Below are 17,634 nucleotides of genomic sequence, written 5' to 3'. Positions count from 1 at the left end.
CCCGCCGCGCGCCGCGCGCCGGAAATCGGGCCTCCGCCGCCGCTGCCGCAATCGCCGGGCGTGCGCGGCTTCCGCGACATCACCGCGGACGCCAACGATCTCGGCGGCGCCGCCGCGCAGGCCAACCGCGCCGCGCGCCGCACCTACGCCAACGTGCCCTCGCCCTCGCCGGAATTCGACCGGCTCGAGCCGAACCTGGAAAACCGCGCCGGCGAGCAGGACGCGCCCTATTCCTATGACGAGTCGATCGAGGAGGCCGAGCGCTACACGCCACGGCCGCAGTCGGGGCGTCCGCACATCCCCGTCCTCGACCGCGATGCCAAGAAGCGGGCCCGTTCGGGCTCCAAGTTCCCGTTCAAGAGCGCGATCGCGGTCGGCATCGTGCTGATCCTGGTCGGCGCCGGCATTCTCTGGGGCAAGTCGCTGGTCCAGACCGCAAGCGGCCTGTTCAAGTCGTCGCCCACCCAGGTCGTGGAGGCGCCGAAGGATACCGCCCAGCCGCAGAGCAAGCCGAAGATTCCGGATCGCGTCGGCCAGCCCTCGGCCAGCGACCAGCCGGTCGCGCCGGTGGCGCAGAAGGTCGTGCTCTATGACGAGGATCCGTCCGATCCTAAGGGCAAGCAATATGTCGGCTCGGTGGTGTGGCGGCTCGAGCCGATCAAGGCGTCGGGCAACCAGAAGGCCGACGTCGCCGTGCGCGCCGACATCGAGATTCCCGACCGCAAGTTCAAGATGACGATGTCGTTCCGACGCAACACCGATTCATCGCTGCCGGCGAGCCACACCGCGGAACTGACCTTCATCCTGCCGCCGGATTTCCCGGGCGGCAGCGTCTCCAACGTGCCCGGCATCCTGATGAAGTCGAACGAGCAGGCGCGCGGCACGCCGCTCGCGGGGCTGGCGGTCAAGGTCACCGACGGCTTCTTCCTGGTCGGCCTCTCCAATGTCGACGCCGACCGCGCGCGCAACATCCAGCTCCTGAAGGAGCGCTCCTGGTTCGACGTGCCGCTCGTCTACGCCAACCAGCGCCGCGCCATCATCGCGATCGAGAAGGGGGCTCCGGGCGAGCGCGCCTTCAACGACGCGTTCGCGCAGTGGGGCGAGTAGAAAGCCGCTCCTTCACCTTTCCTACGGGAGAGGTGAAGGCCCGTTCTCGCTAGCAGAGTCCAATCGAAATCGATCCGGCCTATTGCGCGGCTGCTTCCCGCTTGCGCGCCGCCGCGGCGGCCGCGTGCTCACGGTCCATCACGGCGCGACAGCCGGGGCTGACATGCGCCTTGTTCCGCACCATGCAGGCGGTGATCCGCGGGATGTCCGGTATCTCGCTGGAACACAGCCGCATGGCGTCGCCCGAGCACATCTGTTGCGCTTCGGGCGAGAAGGCGAGGCTGGGTAAGGTCTGGAGTGTGATGGCAGTGGTGGCGACGGCCACGAGCGTGGCGATCGATCGGTAGCGTGTCATGTCAGATGCGTCCCCAAGTTCAGGCGTTGATTGCTTGTTTTTGGGGCGCCGCACGCGGTTTGATCTGCCGCACGTCACAGCCGTCACGCAGGGAACTCAACCCTGCATGTGGTCGCTCGATTACTTCTGATGTTCGAATCGAAAGTGCTGCGCCGCCCGAGCGAAGTATGCGCGATTGTCACGAGGCTGCAATGGCGGACGAAAAGGAATTCGCAATTGTTGCTCGTCCGTCACGCAAAAAGCTTCTCGCGGTGTCAGACGAGGCGGTAGGATGGCGCGGAAGTTTGCTCCACTTCGTTCTCCGAGAGAGCGGCGGCGTGTTCCTCAACCGCGGTGACGCCTTTCGCGGTGAGCTCGAACAGATCGCCGTCCTTCATCACATAGCCATCGGCGATCAATTGTCCGATCTTGCCCTGTCTGTCGTCGGCAAAGGCGACGGAATGGCTGATGTCCCGCAGGATCGAGAGCTGTTCGTCGCGCAGCATGGCTGAAGTCTCCGCTCTCCGGAAAGGTCTTGATCCTCACATGCCGTGGCTCTCGAAGACCTTGCGGCACGTCTTCGACAGCCTGGCCCGGTTGGCCTGCAGGCAGCTCTGCACTGCACTGTCATTGCCAAGGTCCTTGCGGCACAAGCGCGAGGCGTCGCGCGAGCAGGCGTTCTGCTCCTGCGGCGTGCCGGCATGACCTTGCGCGCGCGCCGGTGCGCCCGGCAGGATGCTCAGCGCCATCGTCGCAATTATCGTCAGGAGGAGTTTCCGGGGCATCGGCGGATCCCAATCTGCCAGGAGGCGCGAATTTCAGGTCCTGTCAGAACTCGTCCGCTTGCCAGTTGTTCCCCCTTTCCCGGCGTCGCGGGCCGGCAGGCACCGGGCGCACCTTCCGACGGCGCTATCCAAGCTCGCCGCCCCGCTGGTATAAAGCTGCGGAGAGTGAGGGGTATTTGATGAAACGCTATCTGATCTTTGCGCTTGTCGGTCCGTTCCTGGGCGGGTTCCTGCTGTTGCTGACGACGACCTATCAGTCCGGCTACTGGGCGCAGACCAGTCTCAGCGAGGTCGGCAAGCTGTTCGTGGTGTTCTTCAAGACCCTGCAATACAGCTATCTGTTCGGCTTCCTGCCGTCGCTGATGATCGGCGCGGTGGACGACATCCTGATCCACATCAGGCGGATCGGCCCGGTGCTGCGCATGCTGCTGGTTGGCTTGTTCGCCTTCATCCTGGCCTCGCTGACCTACAGCTCGCGCGGACCGGATTCGGGCGTCGTGCAGTTCATCCTGTACGGTATGGTCGGCTTCGTGCCGGCGGTGGTGTCGTCCTGGCTCGTGCACAGATTTGTCGAGGAGACGCAGCCGGCGGCCGCGTCGACCTGAGCATGCGACCTTCGTTCGCGCCGCCGCAACCCTCGCCGCGTGAGCGCGTTTCCCTCAGACGATGACCATGCCCGACGATGAGATTCTTGCAAGGCACAGGTCCCGTTCGGGGCGGACGTCGCGCGCGACCTTCTCGGGCGCCGAGGCGCGCGGGCCGATCATCGACCAGGAGGGCCACGAGATCCCGCCCGAGACTCTCGAGCAGGGATTTCGCGAGTTTCGTTCCGAATTCGGCAAAGACAATCCATTCGCCGGCAGCCCGTTCGGCAATCTGACACGGGAGCAGCGGCTGGCGCGGCTCGAGGCGATCGCAAAGCTGCTCGACGTTGCCTTCATTCTGCCCGGCACCAACATTCGTTACGGCATCGACGGTCTGATCGGGCTGATCCCCGTGGTCGGCGACATCATCACGACAGCGATCTCGCTGTGGCTTGTGCGCGAAGCCCGCGCGCTGGGTGCGCCCTGGTACATCACCGCGCGTATGCTCGGCAATGTCGCGGTCGACGGCGTGGTCGGCATGGTCCCGTTCGCGGGGGATGCCTTCGACGTCATGTTCCGCGCCAACATGCGCAACGTGCGCCTGCTGCGCCGCTGGCTCGACAAGCAGCCGCGCATCTGACGCGAACAACGCAAAAAGCGCGACGGCCTTTGGCCATCGCGCTTTCAGCGCACATCGAAAGGCTTGCGAAAAAACTTACGCCGCGTCGGCGTCGGTGTTCGCGGCCGGCTTGCGGCGGCGCGGCAGCGGGAAGGCCTCGCTCTCATAGAGCGAGCGGATGCCGTTCTGGTCGAAGCGCGCTTCCTCGACCTGAAGATAGGCGCCGTTCAGCGAATCCGTCGGCAACTGCTCCATCGCGAACTGCACCGCTTCGGCCGCGGTGCCGAACCGCCGATAGGTGAAGCCCGCGCGCTTCTTCTTGCGAATNAATCGCGGCGGGGAAGAGTTCGGCGGAGGTGTTGAAGTTGAACGGACGCATTGGACGCATGGTCAAAGACCTCGTGATCTTCTCTGGGGCTTTAAGCGCGTGGGGTTTGGGAGGGCGAAGGCCACAATTGGGCGAGCCCGCCGTGCATGTCATTCTCGGCCACTAATATAAGCCGATTTGACAAAATTGCGACCCCTGCGAACGGAGATGATGAATCCGCGCATGGCAGCTCCGCGACAGAAATAAGCGTAATAATATCAAATATTTATATGGTTCATATCTTGCCAAGAAGCAGCAGCACAACCAGCACCACCAGGACCACGCCGCCGATCCCCATGCCGGAATGGCCCATGCCGTAGCCATAACCGCCGATCCGGCCCGACAGGCCGCCGACGAGATAGATAAGCACCAGGATGATCAGGATGGTCCCAAGCGTCATGGCATCCTCCCTGACAGCCGCCGAACTGCGATGATCGGCTGCACCGCCATGAGAGAAAAGCACATTCCCGCCATTGGGTTCCATCACGGAACCCGGCGCGGAAGGCCCTACCGCGGCTTGAGCTTCAGCGCCGCGGAGTTGATGCAGTAGCGCAGGCCGGTCGGCGCCGGCCCGTCGGTGAAGACATGGCCGAGATGGCCGGCGCACTTGGAGCACAGCACCTCGGTGCGGACCATGCCGTGGCTCACGTCCGTCTCCTCGTCGATATGGCTCTCGACGGCCGGCTGGGTGAAGCTCGGCCAGCCGCAGCCGGAGTCGAACTTGGCATCGGACTCGAACAGCACGTTGCCGCAACCGGCGCAGACATAGGTGCCGGGACGATGCTCGTGCTCATACTCGCCGGAGAAGGGACGCTCGGTCGCCTTCTCTCGTAGGACGGCATACTGCATCGGCGACAATTCGCGCCGCCACTGCTCCTCGCTCTTGGTGACTTTGTCTTCCGTGGTTTTCGTCTTGGTGTCGGGCATGGCTCTCCCGTTACTCGTTAAGCGATGATTGTTCGTTAAGCGATCGGGCGATCAGTTGGTGGCCTTGCTGGAATTCACCAGCGTCGGCTTCTCGATATAGTTATCCGCGAACAGCTTTTTCAGGTTCTCGACCTTCGGGATATCGTTATAGGCGATGTAGGGCTGGGTCGGGTGCAGCGTCAGATAGTCCTGGTGATAGGCTTCCGCCGGGTAGAACGCCTCCAGCGCGCCGACCTTGGTCACGATCGGCTTCCTGAAGACCTTGGCGTCGTTGAGCTGGGCGATATAGGCGTCCGCGACCTTCTTCTGCTCGCCGGAGGTCGTGAAGATCGCCGAGCGATATTGCGTGCCGACATCGGGGCCCTGGCGGTTGAGCTGGGTCGGGTCGTGCACCACCGAGAAGTAGATCTGGAGAATCTTGCCGTAGGAGATCTTCTTCGGGTCGTACTTGATCTCGACCGATTCCGCGTGGCCGGTCGTGCCGGTCGAGACGGTCTGGTAGTCGGCGGTCGCCTTGCTGCCGCCGGCATAGCCGGAGACGGCGTTGACGACCCCTGCGGTGTGCTGGAATACGCCCTGCACGCCCCAGAAGCAGCCGCCGGCGACCACGGCGGTCTGGATGCCGCTCGCGGGTGGCGCGTCCATGGTGGGGGCAGGGATCACGACCGCGTCCTCGGCGGCCCTGGACGGCACGGCGAAGGCCAGCGTCAGCGCGGTGGTGGCGGCGAGCAGGGACAGGAGAGCGGGTCGGCGCATGGCGTATCCTCTTGCGGAAGGTCTTACAGTCTAGGGCGGCCGGCGCCGGGCGAACAGCGGGCCCGGCGGCGTTTTCGGTCACCGAAGATACGGGCGGGCCCGGCGTTTGTTACCCCGTCGCGGACACGAGTCTGTGAAATTGACCGGATAGGACAAGGAGGGCTGTTGGAGCCGGCCCGTTGGGCCTTGATGAACCCGCGCGATCGATGATCGACTTAGAAGATGGTGGCTGGAACTCAACTGACAAACATGCTGCGCGTCGTTTCCCTGACCCTCGTCATCCTGGTCTTTGGTGCCGCGATCGCCGCGGCGGAGCCGCAGGCGAGCGACGATCTTGCCACCTGCCGCGACCGCCAGGCGGAGACGCAGGCGCGGACGCAGGCCTGCGAGAACCTGCTCAACGCAGATCGCGTCACCGGCAAGGACAAGGCGACCGCGCTGGGCGTCCACGGCAACGCGCTGATCAACAAGCGTGACTACGACAAGGCGATCGAGGCTCTGTCATCCGCCATCGATCTGGATCCGGAAAATGTCGGGATCGTCAACCTGCGTGGTATCGCCTACGAGCGGAAGGGCAAGGACGATCTCGCGATGGCCGACTACAACCTTGCGATCCAGAAGCGGCCGACCTTCGGCGCCCCCTACAACAACCGCGGCACTGTCCATCTCCGCCATGGCGCGCTGCAAAGCGCGCTCGACGACTTCAATCTGTCGATCAAGTACGCGCCGAAATTCCTGCTCGGCTACACCAATCGCGCCCGCGTGCGCACATTCAACAAGGATTACAACGGCGCGCTGGCGGACTTTGCTGAAGCCGAGAAGATCGATCCCAACGCGACGCAGATCGCCGGCAATCGCTGCATCACCTACGGCATGATGGGCAGGTTCGACGAGGCATTCGCCGACTGCAACAACATGATCCAGAAGCAGCCGAAGAACCAGTTCTACATCATCAACCGCGGTGACGTTTACCTGATGAAGGGCGACCTCGATGCCGCGCTGAAGGACTACAACTCGGTCCTCGAGGCCTATCCGAACAGTGTTCGCGCCCATTCCGGTCGCGGCCAGGTGTTCGAGCGCAGGCACGATCTCGCCCAGGCGCGCGCCGACTATCGCTCGGCGGCCTATGCGCTGGCGCCGTTCGACGAGCTGGAGGTCGCGCGGGCCCGGACCACGGCACAGGCGCGGCTCGCCGCGCTCACTCCGCAGGAGCCCGCTGCGCCGAACGCACGCCGCGTCGCGCTCGTGATCGGCAACGGCGCCTACAAGAACGTCCATGCGCTGACGAACCCGCCGCGCGATTCCAAGCTGATCGCCGGCGCGCTGCGCGACGTCGGCTTCCAGACCGTGATGGTTGCCAACGACCTGACCCGCGACAAGTTCTTCGAGACGCTGCGGGCGTTCGCCGCGGAGGCGGAGAAGGCGGATTGGGCCGTGGTCTACTACGCCGGCCACGGCTTCGAGATCGGCGGGGTGAACTATCTCGTGCCGGTCGACACCAGGCTTGCCGCCGACAAGGATGCCGAGACCGAAGCCGTCGCGCTCGAGCAGGTGATCGCCGCGGTCGGCGGCGCGCGCAAGCTGCGTCTCGTCATTCTCGATGCCTGCCGCGACAATCCGTTCGCGCCGACCATGAAGCGGACGTTGTCGCTGAAGCTGGTCGACAAGGGCTTTTCCAACATCGAGCCCGGCGCCGGCTTCATGGTGGTCTACGCCGCCAAGCACGGCGAGACCGCGATGGACGGCGATGGCACGCCCGACAGCCCGTTCGCCACCGCGCTCGCCCGGGACCTCCGGGAGCCGCGCGTCGAGATCAGGAAACTGTTCGACATCGTCCGCGACGACGTCTGGACCGCAACCAAGCATCTGCAGCAGCCGTTCACGTACGGCTCGCCGCCGGGACGTGAGGATTTTTATTTTGTCGCGGGGAAGTGACGGCATGCGGAGTTTGGCGCTGCAACCTTGCCGCAAGCACTACAGTCGTAGGGTGGGCAAAGCGACTTGTCCGCCGTAGCTCGAAGAGCGAAGGCGGAAGCGTGCCCACCACCTTTTAGCGCATTGGATGGATGGTCGGTGGGTACGGCGCTTCGCGCCTTTGCCCACCCTACGGCAGCGTCACACCACCACACTCAGCCGCTTCGCCGCCCGCGTGATCCCGGTGTACAGCCACCGCGCCCTGGAGTCCTGAAACGCGAAGCTCTCGTCGAACAGCACGACGTCGTCCCATTGCGAGCCCTGCGACTTGTGCACGGTCAGCACGTAGCCGTAGTCGAACTCGTCATAGGGCTTGCGCTGTTCCCAGGCGATCTGCTCGATGCCGCCCTCGAAACAGTCGGCGCGCACCGAGACCTTCGTCACCTTGTGCCCAAAATCCTCGTCCGGCGACAGCCGCATGCTGAGGATGCGCGACTTGGAACGCGAGGTGTTGCGTGACTTCACTCGCCACAGGCCGCCGTTGAACAGGCCCTTCTTGCGGTTGTTGCGCAGGCACACCAGCTTGTCGCCGGCAACCGGAAACTGGTCCTCGATGTTCTGCCGCTGCCGCACCCGCATGTTGTAGGCGCGGCGGGTGTTGTTGCGGCCGACCAGGATCTGGTCGGCGCTCATGACGCGGTCGGGATCGAGCTCCTTGCGCGACACCACCTCGCTCTCGCCATGGCGGCCGATCTCGAGCTCGCGGCCCTCGCGGACATCCATCGACATCCGCACGATCGGATCGTCCTGCGCCTGGCGGTGCACCTCGGTCAGCATCGCGTCGGGCTCGGTGTTGGTGAAGAAGCCGCCGCCCTGGATCGGCGGGAGCTGCGCCGGGTCGCCGAGCACGAGCAGGGGACAGTCGAACGACATCAGGTCGCGGCCCAGTTCAGCGTCGACCATCGAGCATTCGTCGATCACGATCAGCTTGGCTTTGGAGGCCGGCGCATCGTCCCAGAGCTCAAAGCTCGGCTGCTCCTCGCCGGATTCGCGGGCGCGGTAGATCAGCGAATGGATGGTGGAGGCGTTGTCACAGCCCTTGTTGCGCATGACGAGGGCGGCCTTGCCGGTGAAGGCGGCGAACTTCACCTCGCCGTCGACACCGTCGGCGATGTGCCGCGCCAGCGTGGTTTTGCCGGTGCCGGCAAAGCCGAACAGGCGGAAGATCGGCGGCGTGCCGCCTCGGCCTGGCTTGGCCTTGAGCCAATCGCCGACGGCCTTGAGCGCGGCATCCTGATGCGGGGTGAAACTCGGCATATCTGTCTTGAGGGAGGGCGAAATCGAAGCGATTCGCCGTCCCCCAAAACTAACCATTCGCCCCGCCGGTTCAAGCGGCGGAAATCCGGCTTCCGGCGGCCCTATTGCCAGCCGGGAACGCCGCGCATGTCGGGCAGGTGGTGGGCGATACCCTTGTGGCAGTCGATGCAGGTCTTCTCGCCCGTGAACAGGAAGCGCTGGTGCGCCACCGAAGCCCGCGGCGACTGCTTGGTGATGTCCATGGAATCGGCGCTGTGGCAGTTGCGGCATTCCAGGGAATCGTTGGCCTTGAAGCGCGCCCATTCATGCGCCGCAAGCTCGAGCCGATGGTCGAGGAATTTCTCGCGGGTGTCGATCGTGCCGAAGATCTTGCCCCAGACCTCCTTGGAGGCCTGCATCTTGCGCGCGATCTTGTCGGTCCAGTTGTGCGGGACATGACAATCCGGGCAGGTCGCACGCACGCCAGAGCGGTTGGTGAAGTGGATCGTCGACTTCAGCTCGGCGTAGACGTTGTCCTTCATCTCATGACAACCGGTGCAGAACTTCTCGGTGTTGGTCAGTTCCAGTGCGGTGTTGAAGCCGCCCCAGAAGATCACGCCCGCGGCAAAGCCCGCGAGCACGAGGACGCCGAGCCCGAACACCGAGCTCGGCCGGATCAGCACCTGCCAGAGCTCGAGCGCAAAATCCCAGCTCCGCGCCAAGAAGCTGCGCTTTGTCTCCGGCTTTACGTTGGGTTCGTCAGCGGCCGTCGTCATCGGCGGCCACCGGGGCTTGCGCGCGACAGCAGCGTGTCGATGTCGGTGAAGTCGTTGCTGACGGGCGGCGTGGCGGTGTTCTGCGGCACGTGGCATTCCGTGCAGAAGAAGCGCCGCGGCGAGATCGAGGCCAGGAACTGACCGTCACGATCCATGAAGTGCGTGATCGAGACCATCGGCGCCTGCGATTCCGACGTGCGCGAGCGTGCGTGGCAGGACAGGCATTTGTTGCTGTTGAGGTCGATCTGGTAGCCGTCGATCGTGTGCGGGATCACCGGCGGCTGCTCCGGATAGTTGCGCGCCTCCTTTTCGGAGGTGTTGCGGTTCGGCAGCATCGGCGGGGCCGGGCCTTCGTCGTTGAGCGGCGCCGGGCCGCGCAGCCCGGAGCTCACCGTCTGTGCGGTCAGCGAGCCCGTGGCCGCGGCAATCGCGAACGCCAGCAGGATAATTCCACTTCGCTTCAGCATGGTCACACCCGCTCGATGCGCACGGCGCATTTCTTGTAGTCGGTTTGCAACGAGATCGGATCGGTGGCGTCCAGCGTCACCTTGTTGATCAGCTTGGACTCGTCGAACCACGGCACGAACACCAGCCCGCGCGGCGGCCGGTCGCGGCCGCGCGTCTCGACGCGGGCGCGGATATAGCCGCGACGCGAGACCACCTTCACCTCGTCGCCGCGCCGGAGCTTTGCGTCCTGTGCGTCGTCGGGATGCATGAAGCAGACGGCCTCCGGAAACGCCTTGTAGAGCTCGGGCACGCGGCGCGTCATGGTGCCGGAATGCCAGTGCTCCAGCACGCGGCCGGTCGAGAGCCAGTAGGGGTATTCATTGTCGGGCGATTCCGCCGCCGGCTCGAAAGGAAGCGCGAAGATGCGCGCCTTGCCGTCGGGATAGCCATAGAATTGCACGTCGGTGCCCTGCTTGACGTAGGGGTCGCTGCCCTCGCGGAAGCGCCACTTCGTCTCCTGGCCGTTGACGACGGGCCAGCGCAAGCCGCGCTCGCGATGATAGCTTTCGAACGGCGCGAGGTCGTGGCCGTGGCCGCGGCCAAACGAGGCATATTCCTCGAACAGGCCTTTCTGCACGTAGAAGCCGAAGGCCTTGGATTCCTCGTTGGCGTAGCCCTCCTCGATCTCCGAGGTCGGGAATTTATCGATCTGCCCGTTCTTGTACAGCACGTCGAACAGCGTCTTGCCGCGATACTCCGGCTTCTTGGCGATCAGCTCCTCCGGCCACACCTCCTCGATCTTGAAGCGCTTGGAGAATTCCATCAGCTGCCAGAGATCGGACTTCGCCTCGCCCGGCGCGGTCACGAGCTGGTGCCAGAACTGTGTGCGGCGCTCGGCATTGCCGTAGGCGCCTTCCTTCTCCACCCACATCGCCGTGGGCAGGATGAGGTCGGCGGCGAGTGCGGTGACCGACGGATAGGCATCCGAGACCACGATGAAATTGTCGGGGTTGCGGAAACCCGGATAGGTTTCCTCATTGGCGTTGGGACCGGCCTGCAAATTGTTGTTGACCTGCACCCAGTAGGCGTTGAGCAAGCCGTCGCGGAGCATCCGGCTCTGCAGCACGGCGTGATAGCCGGGCTTGTCGGGAATGGTGCCCTCGGGCAGCTTCCAGATGTGCTCGGCCTTGTCGCGATGCTCCTTGTTGGTCACGACCATGTCGGCCGGCAGGCGGTGCGAGAAGGTGCCGACCTCGCGCGCGGTGCCGCAGGCCGATGGCTGCCCGGTCAGCGAGAACGGGCTGTTGCCGGGTGAGGAGATTTTTCCTGTCAACAGATGGATGTTGTAGACGAGGTTGTTGCACCAGACGCCGCGGGTGTGCTGGTTGAAGCCCATCGTCCAGAACGAGACCACCTTGGTCTTGGGATCGGCATAGAGCTCGGCGAGCTGCTCCAGCCGATTGAGCGGCACGCCGGACATCTTTGCCGCCTTCTCCAGCGTGTAGTCCGAGACGAACTTGACGTATTCGTCGTAGCTCATGTCGGTGGAGTCGTTGGCCTTCGCCGCGCCGGTCGCCTTCTTCTGAAGGGGATGATCGGGCCGCAGGCCATAGCCGATGTCGGTCTGACCGCGCCTGAACACGGTATGCGCCGTGACGAAATCCTTGTTGACGCGGCCGGTCTTGATGATGTGGTTGGCGATCGCGTTGAGGATGTAGAGATCGGTCTGCGGCACGAACACCATGCCGATGTCGGCGAGGTCGAACGAGCGGTGCTCGAAGGTCGAGAGCACGGCGACGCGGACATGCGGCGCGGAGAGCCGACGGTCGGCCACGCGCGTCCAAAGAATGGGGTGCATCTCCGCCATGTTGGAGCCCCACAGCACGAATGCATCGGTGGCTTCGATGTCGTCGTAGCAGCCGGCCGGCTCGTCGATGCCGAACGTGCGCATCATGCCGGCAACCGCCGAGGCCATGCAGTGGCGCGCATTGGGATCGATATTGTTGGTGCGGAAGCCGGCCTTGTACAGTTTCGAGGCGGCATAGCCTTCCCAGATCGTCCACTGGCCGGAGCCGAACATGCCGACGCCGCTCGGGCCGCGCTTCTTCAGCGCGTCCTTCCACTTCTCCGTCATGATGTCGAAGGCTTCGTCCCACGACACCGGCGTGAAGTCGCCGTTCTTGTCGTACTTGCCGTTCGTCTTGCGCAGCATCGGCTGCGTCAGCCGGTCATGGCCGTACATGATCTTGGAGAGGAAGTACCCCTTGACGCAGTTGAGGCCGCGATTGACCTCGGCCTTGATGTCGCCGTGAGTGGCGACGACGCGGTTGTCCTTGGTCGCGACCATCACGGAGCAGCCGGTACCGCAGAAGCGGCAGGCGGCCTTGTCCCATTTCAGTTCGGATGCGTCGCGCTCGGAGACGAGATTGGCGGCGAGCGCCGGTGCCGGCATGCCGGCGGCGGCCGCCGCGATCGCGGCGGCTTCCAGCTTCAGCATCTGGCGGCGGTCGAGCTTGGGTGACGTCATGATGGCTCTCCCGGCCTTAAGCCGTTTCGATGGCGTGAAAGACGAGCGCTGCGGAATAGACGTGCGGCAGCGATTGGATGGTGTTCAGCAGCGTGCCGAGGCTGCCCGCGTCGGGCGCATCGGTCACGACGACGAGCTTGCCGCGCGCATCGCGGCCGTGAATCTCGCAGCCGGGCAGCGCCGTGATGGCGGCTTCGAGCTCGGCGAGGTGGTTGGGGCGCGCCTGCACCAGGATGCTGGCGATCTCGCCGCCCGGCGGCGGCACGATGCGCTCGGCAGTGATCACCCGGCCGGTGATCAATGCGCGGCGGTTGAGTGTGGTGTGGGCCATATGCCTGTCTTTCGCTTCGGGGGACTCAATGCGGAGGAGGCGGACCGGGGGGACCCGCGAACATCTGGTAGATCCAGACCGCGAGCCCGTAGGAGCCGACCGTCCCCACTGCGAGGACGGGCATCACGACCGCGGTCAGGAACAGGAACGCAAAGATCTCCATGCGCCGACGGCGCAAACGCCCAGTCGTGTCGTCGCCAGGGGCCGACATATTCGGTCTCTCTTGCAGTGGTGAGTTCTGGACGGCATCCGGGCCGCTGCCTTGTAGAGTTCCATGATAGGTATCCCTGGCGGTGTTGACCTTGACATGGATCAAGGCTGATCGAACGACCTAAGCCTTTGCGACATCTCGCGCTTCACTTGAAGTTGTCCGGCTGGATCGGTCAGTGCGGACCTCCCGCGCGGTGGAATTGGGCCGGCATGGACAGCGCTCGTCCGTTCCTTAGAATGCCGGCAACAAAAACAATCCTTGGGAGAGCGGCGTCATGAAGTTCGGCATCTTCTACGAGCTGCAACTGCCGCGGCCCTGGGTGGCGGGCGACGAGCTCGGGCTCTATCAGAACGCACTCTCGCAGATGGAACTCGCAGACCGCCTCGGCTACGACCATGCCTGGGTCGTTGAGCATCATTTCCTCGAGGAATACTCGCACTCCCCGTCGCCGGAATCCTTCCTCGCCGCTGCCAGCCAGCGCACGCAGAAGATCAGGCTCGGTCACGGCATCCTCCAGCTCACCACTAACCATCCCGCACGCGTCGCCGAGCGCGTCGCGGTGCTCGATCTGCTCTCGAACGGCCGCTGCGAATTCGGCATGGGCGAGAGCGCCTCCATCACCGAGCTCGAGCCGTTCGGCCGCGACATGGAGATTAAGAAGGAGGTGTTCGAGGAGGCCGTGCGCGCGATCTTCCCGATGTTTCGGGATGGTGGCAGCGAGCATCACGGCAAGTACTTCGACATTCCCTTGCGCAACGTCGTGCCGAAGCCGGTGCAGAAGCCGCATCCGCCGCTGTGGATGGCGTGCTCGCAACTGCCGACCATCGAGCGGGCAGGACGTCACGGCTTTGGCGCGCTCGGCTTCCAGTTCGTCAGCGCCGATGCCGCCCATGCCTGGGTGCACGCCTATTACAACGCCATGACCAAGCGGCTGCACAAGCTCGCCGACTACGAGATCAACCCGAACATGGCGCTGGTGTCGTTCTTCATGTGCGCCAAGACGGACGAGGAGGCACGCGCCCGCGCCGACGGCGCCACTTTCTTCCAGTTTGCCTTGCGCTTCTACGGCGCCGCGCAGAACCGCCAGCGTCCCGCGCCCGGCACCGTCAACATGTGGGACGAGTACAACAAATGGAAGCGCGACAATCCGGAGGCGCAGGAGGCGGCGCTGCGCGGCGGCCTGATCGGCTCGCCGGAGACGATCCGCAAGAAGCTCAAGCGTTTCCAGAGCTCCCATATCGACCAGGTCATCCTGCTCAACCAGGCCGGCAAGAACAGCCATGAGCACATCTGCGAATCGCTGGAGCTGTTCGCCCGCGAGGTGATGCCGGAGTTCCAGAGCGACCCCGAGCAGGCCGCCTGGAAGCAGGGCGTGATGAGCGGCGCGATCAAGCTTGAGGAGATCGACACTGAGGCCTTCACCGACCGCTACGGCAAGCTCGCCATCAACGTCGCGCCGGCGAAGGTGGCGGCGGGGTAGGGCCAAACCGGGATAGTATTGATCCATGTCAAGTTCTATCTAAGATAGCGATAGCAGGTTGCTGGACGGTTTCTTTTCAGGGAGAAAATATCCATGACCGTCAGCCGCCGTCAGACACTCGCCGCTTTCGCGACCGCCGTCTCCACCCTCGCTCTTGCCCGCTCGGCCCGTGCCGAGTTTGAAGGGCCGCTATTGAGGGCGGCGGAGGCCGGCGACGACTTCTGGCTGGCGACCGATGCCTACGTCTACGGCTACCCGCTGGTGACGATGGAGATGACCCGGCGCATTGTTACCAACGTCGCTTCTCCCATCGGTACGCGCGGCCCGATGGGGCAATTCATCAAATTGCGTCAGTACCCGGACGCCAGCTTTCGCGATGTAACTGCACCAAACGCCGACACACTGTACACAACGGCATTTGTTGATGTCGGCGACGAGCCTTGGGTTATCAGCCTTCCCGACATGAAGGATCGCTACTTCCTTTTCCCGATGCTGGACGGGTGGACCGACGTGTTCCAGGTGCCGGGCAAGAGGACCACTGGCGACAAGGCGCAGACTTACGTCATCACCGGCCCGGGTTGGAAAGGCACGCTGCCAGCCGGCGTGAAGGAGTACAGATCACCCACCAGCATCGTCTGGATATTGGGACGCATCTATTGCACGGGGACACCCGAGGATTATGCAGCGGTCCACGCGCTACAGGATCAGTGCAAGCTTGTTCCGCTCAGCTCGTATGGCAAGCCATATACCCCGCCGCCGGGCAAGGTCGATCCCTCAGTCGACATGAAGACGGCCGTCCGTGAGCAGGTGAATGCGATGGATGCCGTCGCCTACTTTACCCTGCTGGCGCAGCTCATGAAGCGAAACCCTGCCGCGGCAGCAGATGCCCCAGAGCTGGCGAAGTTCGCCAAGATCGGCCTCGTACCCGGCAAGGAATTCGACACCAGCAAGTTCGACCCAGCGTTCGCCAAGCGCATACCGCAGTTCGCGTTTGACCGCATCATGCTCCAGTTCAAGATTGGCAAGTCGATCCGGAACAAGAATGGGTGGGCCTACGACAGCGAAACCGGGATCTACGGCACCGACTACCTCAATCGGGCGCTGGTCACAGCAATCGGCCTCGGTGCCAACCGCACCCAGGATGCTGTGTATCCGACCTCATTAAAGGATGCCGATGGCCAGGACTACGAAGGCAAGAACAAATACTTGATGCGCTTTGCCAAGGGCCAGCTTCCGCCGGTCGGCGGATTCTGGTCCTTGACGATGTACGATGCCGACTATTTTTTCGTGCAGAATCCGATCAATAGGTACTCGATCAGCCCGCGTCAGAACCTGAAGGCAAACGCCGACGGCTCCGTCGATCTCTACATCCAGAAGGACTCGCCAGGTCCCGACAAGGAGAGCAACTGGCTTCCGGCTCCGGCTGGCAAGTTCGTATTGATGCTACGGATGTACTGGCCGAACGAGAAGTCTCCTTCCATCATTAATGGAACCTGGACGGTCCCGCCGGTGCGAAAAGTCGCGGCCAGCTAAGTCGCTAACGTCATTGTGCCCGAAGGCTCCGCTGTGGCCCCTGGTGTCTCACCGTCGGGGTCACAGTCGTCTCCTTCCCGCTATTCGAACTCTGAAAGCCGCCTTCGGTCGGCCGCAGCCAACGTCTGCAACTGGCCGATTCTGTTGAAAAATGCGGTTGTTGCGACTCAGAGATACCAGTGATTCAGTCTGCTTAGTTGGCAGGACTGAAGATCATGATGGGGCATCGGCAAGTCGAACAGGCTGCGTTGTTCTATGAGTTCTCGCTCGAGAAGCATATTCCCGCCGACCACCTGCTACGGTCGATGGACAGGTTCGTCGATCTTCAAGAGATCCGGCGGGGCCTGGCGCCTTTCTACAGTAGCATCGGTCGGCCTTCGATCGATCCGGAGCTCATGATCCGGATGCTCCTGATCGGTTACTGCTGCGGCATCAGATCGGAGCGGCGCCTGTGCGATGAGGTCCACCTCAATTTGGCCTACCGGTGGTTCTGCCGGCTCGGTCTGGACGGTTCGGTGCCGGATCACTCGACTTTTTCCAAGAACAGGCATGGTCGCTTCCGGGAGAGCGATCTGTTCCGTCGAGTGTTCGAGAGCGTCTTGCGCCGCTGCATCGAGGAGCGACTTGTCGGTGGTGAAGGATTTGCAGTCGATGCGAGCTTGATCAAGGCCGATGCCAATCGGCAGAAGGGGATCGAAGGCGACAAGGGCCTTCCACCGGAGGCCGCCGGCCGAGCGATCGATGAATATCTGGCCGTCCTCGACGATGCCGCTTTCGGAGCAGCGACCGAGGTCACGCCGAAGTTCGTGTCGCCCTCCGACCCAGCGGCGCGCTGGATGGGAGCGCACGGCGGCCAAGCCTTCTTCGCCTACTCGACGAATTACCTGGTCGACGTCGAGAACGCGATCATCGTCGATGTCGAGGCAACCACGGCAATCCGACAGGCGGAGGTGTTGGCCGCCAAGCGCATGATTGAGCGCTCGCTCGACCGGTTCGATCTCTATCCGAGCCGGCTCCTCGGCGACAGCGGCTATGGCTCGGCCGAGATGCTCGGATGGTTGGTCTACGAGCACGGCATCGAGCCACACGTCACAGTGTTCGACAAGTCGGTCCGCACAGACGGGATATTCTCGCGCGAGGACTTCACCTATGACCACGCAGGTGACGTGTATCGCTGTCCTGGCGGCAAAGTACTCACCACGACCGGAGCGCTGGTGAACGATGGCGCCACGATGCTTTACATGGCCAGCAAGCGCGATTGCGATCGGTGCGCACTGAAGTCCCGGTGTTGCCCCAAGCAGCCCTCACGGAGGGTGCCGCGCTCAATCTATGAGGGCGCTCGCGACATGGCCCGCCAGATCGCAAGGTCGTGGGAAGGAGGCACCTCGCGTCGGCTCCGCAAAAAGATCGAGATGCTGTTCGCGCACCTCAAGCGCATTCTCAAGCTCGACCGTCTACGTTTACGAGGTCCAAACGGTGCTCGTGATGAGTTCACCCTCGCAGCCACCGCCCAGAACCTTCGCAAGATGGCCAAGCTGATCCCGATGCAATCCCTCAAACCCGCATAACGGCCGTTGGGTCCCATCGGCTCTGGTGCCAATACATCGGGACTACTGCCGCCTTTTTCAACAGAATCGGCC

General features: G+C 63.6%; 19 protein-coding genes and 1 pseudogene. 7 read left to right on the top strand and 13 right to left on the bottom strand.

The window, feature by feature from the left end:
- The coding region (locus tag AXW67_RS05935; RefSeq protein WP_245315434.1) for a hypothetical protein at positions 1–1,107 on the top strand (1,107 nt) is incomplete at its 5' end.
- 79 nt (positions 1,108–1,186) lie between these two features.
- On the opposite strand, the gene AXW67_RS05930 is transcribed toward AXW67_RS05935, so the two are convergent.
- The 3 genes from AXW67_RS05930 to AXW67_RS05920 all read right to left on the bottom strand — a co-directional run bounded on the left by AXW67_RS05930 (position 1,187) and on the right by AXW67_RS05920 (position 2,226).
- Positions 1,187–1,462, bottom strand: coding sequence for a hypothetical protein (locus AXW67_RS05930; protein WP_430648702.1), 276 nt, complete (start codon positions 1,460–1,462; stop codon positions 1,187–1,189).
- Between the two features lie 254 nt (positions 1,463–1,716).
- Complete coding sequence (locus AXW67_RS05925) at positions 1,717–1,947, bottom strand: hypothetical protein (RefSeq protein ID WP_027553301.1); 231 nt, start codon at positions 1,945–1,947, stop codon at positions 1,717–1,719.
- A gap of 36 nt (positions 1,948–1,983) precedes the next feature.
- Positions 1,984–2,226 carry a hypothetical protein gene (locus AXW67_RS05920; protein WP_063677112.1) on the bottom strand — a complete coding sequence of 81 codons (243 nt, stop codon included), beginning with the start codon at positions 2,224–2,226 and terminating at the stop codon, positions 1,984–1,986.
- Positions 2,227–2,405: 179 nt separating this feature from the next.
- Between AXW67_RS05920 and AXW67_RS05915 the strand changes: the two genes are divergently transcribed.
- On the top strand, positions 2,406–2,831 hold the full coding sequence (locus AXW67_RS05915) for a DUF5413 family protein (RefSeq protein WP_027553303.1): 426 nt from the start codon (positions 2,406–2,408) through the stop codon (positions 2,829–2,831).
- Positions 2,832–2,892: 61 nt separating this feature from the next.
- Entirely contained in the window at positions 2,893–3,450 is a 558-nt protein-coding gene (locus AXW67_RS05910) for a DUF4112 domain-containing protein (RefSeq protein ID WP_027553304.1), read from the top strand.
- A gap of 75 nt (positions 3,451–3,525) precedes the next feature.
- Here the strand turns inward: AXW67_RS05910 and AXW67_RS05905 are convergent.
- The 4 genes and pseudogenes from AXW67_RS05905 to msrA all read right to left on the bottom strand — a co-directional run.
- Positions 3,526–3,756 (bottom strand): annotated as a pseudogene (locus AXW67_RS05905) (hypothetical protein); the annotation flags it as partial.
- 275 nt (positions 3,757–4,031) lie between these two features.
- Positions 4,032–4,196, bottom strand: coding sequence for a DUF3309 family protein (locus tag AXW67_RS40265; RefSeq protein WP_082907797.1), 165 nt, complete (start codon positions 4,194–4,196; stop codon positions 4,032–4,034).
- A 107-nt stretch (positions 4,197–4,303) separates the two neighbouring features.
- On the bottom strand, positions 4,304–4,723 hold the full coding sequence (msrB, locus tag AXW67_RS05900; protein ID WP_027553306.1) for a peptide-methionine (R)-S-oxide reductase MsrB: 420 nt from the start codon (positions 4,721–4,723) through the stop codon (positions 4,304–4,306).
- A 51-nt stretch (positions 4,724–4,774) separates the two neighbouring features.
- Entirely contained in the window at positions 4,775–5,479 is a 705-nt protein-coding gene (gene msrA, locus AXW67_RS05895; protein WP_027553307.1) for a peptide-methionine (S)-S-oxide reductase MsrA, read from the bottom strand.
- 249 nt (positions 5,480–5,728) lie between these two features.
- Between msrA and AXW67_RS05890 the strand changes: the two genes are divergently transcribed.
- Complete coding sequence (locus AXW67_RS05890; RefSeq protein WP_063677111.1) at positions 5,729–7,414, top strand: caspase family protein; 1,686 nt, start codon at positions 5,729–5,731, stop codon at positions 7,412–7,414.
- 180 nt (positions 7,415–7,594) lie between these two features.
- Here the strand turns inward: AXW67_RS05890 and AXW67_RS05885 are convergent, their stop codons facing one another.
- The 6 genes from AXW67_RS05885 to napE form a co-directional block, all read right to left on the bottom strand.
- Positions 7,595–8,710 (bottom strand): ATP-dependent DNA helicase, encoded by a 1,116-nt coding sequence (locus AXW67_RS05885; RefSeq protein WP_027553309.1) that lies wholly within the window; start codon positions 8,708–8,710, stop codon positions 7,595–7,597.
- A 101-nt stretch (positions 8,711–8,811) separates the two neighbouring features.
- Positions 8,812–9,465 carry a NapC/NirT family cytochrome c gene (locus AXW67_RS05880; RefSeq protein ID WP_027553310.1) on the bottom strand — a complete coding sequence of 218 codons (654 nt, stop codon included), beginning with the start codon at positions 9,463–9,465 and terminating at the stop codon, positions 8,812–8,814.
- Entirely contained in the window at positions 9,462–9,932 is a 471-nt protein-coding gene (locus tag AXW67_RS05875) for a nitrate reductase cytochrome c-type subunit (RefSeq protein WP_027553311.1), read from the bottom strand. Before AXW67_RS05875 ends, AXW67_RS05880 begins: the two co-directional genes overlap by 4 nt.
- A gap of 2 nt (positions 9,933–9,934) precedes the next feature.
- Positions 9,935–12,439: a nitrate reductase catalytic subunit NapA gene (gene napA / locus AXW67_RS05870; RefSeq protein ID WP_027553312.1), complete on the bottom strand. Its 2,505-nt coding sequence runs from the start codon at positions 12,437–12,439 to the stop codon at positions 9,935–9,937.
- Between the two features lie 16 nt (positions 12,440–12,455).
- A complete protein-coding gene (locus AXW67_RS05865) occupies positions 12,456–12,770 on the bottom strand; it encodes a chaperone NapD (RefSeq protein WP_063677110.1) in 315 nt (104 codons plus the stop codon).
- A gap of 25 nt (positions 12,771–12,795) precedes the next feature.
- Positions 12,796–12,981 carry a periplasmic nitrate reductase, NapE protein gene (gene napE / locus AXW67_RS05860; RefSeq protein ID WP_027553314.1) on the bottom strand — a complete coding sequence of 62 codons (186 nt, stop codon included), beginning with the start codon at positions 12,979–12,981 and terminating at the stop codon, positions 12,796–12,798.
- A gap of 274 nt (positions 12,982–13,255) precedes the next feature.
- Between napE and AXW67_RS05855 the strand changes: the two genes are divergently transcribed.
- The 3 genes from AXW67_RS05855 (at position 13,256) to AXW67_RS05845 (ending at position 17,562) form a co-directional block, all read left to right on the top strand.
- Entirely contained in the window at positions 13,256–14,461 is a 1,206-nt protein-coding gene (locus AXW67_RS05855) for an LLM class flavin-dependent oxidoreductase (RefSeq protein ID WP_063677109.1), read from the top strand.
- 93 nt (positions 14,462–14,554) lie between these two features.
- Positions 14,555–15,994 carry a DUF1254 domain-containing protein gene (locus AXW67_RS05850; RefSeq protein WP_063677108.1) on the top strand — a complete coding sequence of 480 codons (1,440 nt, stop codon included), beginning with the start codon at positions 14,555–14,557 and terminating at the stop codon, positions 15,992–15,994.
- Positions 15,995–16,209: 215 nt separating this feature from the next.
- The gene (locus AXW67_RS05845) at positions 16,210–17,562 is read left to right on the top strand and encodes an IS1182 family transposase (RefSeq protein WP_063676234.1); all 1,353 of its coding nucleotides are present in this window, start codon (positions 16,210–16,212) and stop codon (positions 17,560–17,562) included.
- The last annotated feature ends 72 nt before the right edge of the window (positions 17,563–17,634 follow it).

Source organism: Bradyrhizobium neotropicale, from assembly GCF_001641695.1.
Lineage (GTDB): Bacteria > Pseudomonadota > Alphaproteobacteria > Rhizobiales > Xanthobacteraceae > Bradyrhizobium > Bradyrhizobium neotropicale.
Note: the sequence above shows the minus strand (reverse complement) of the source record. Positions and strands in the feature narration are given on the sequence as shown.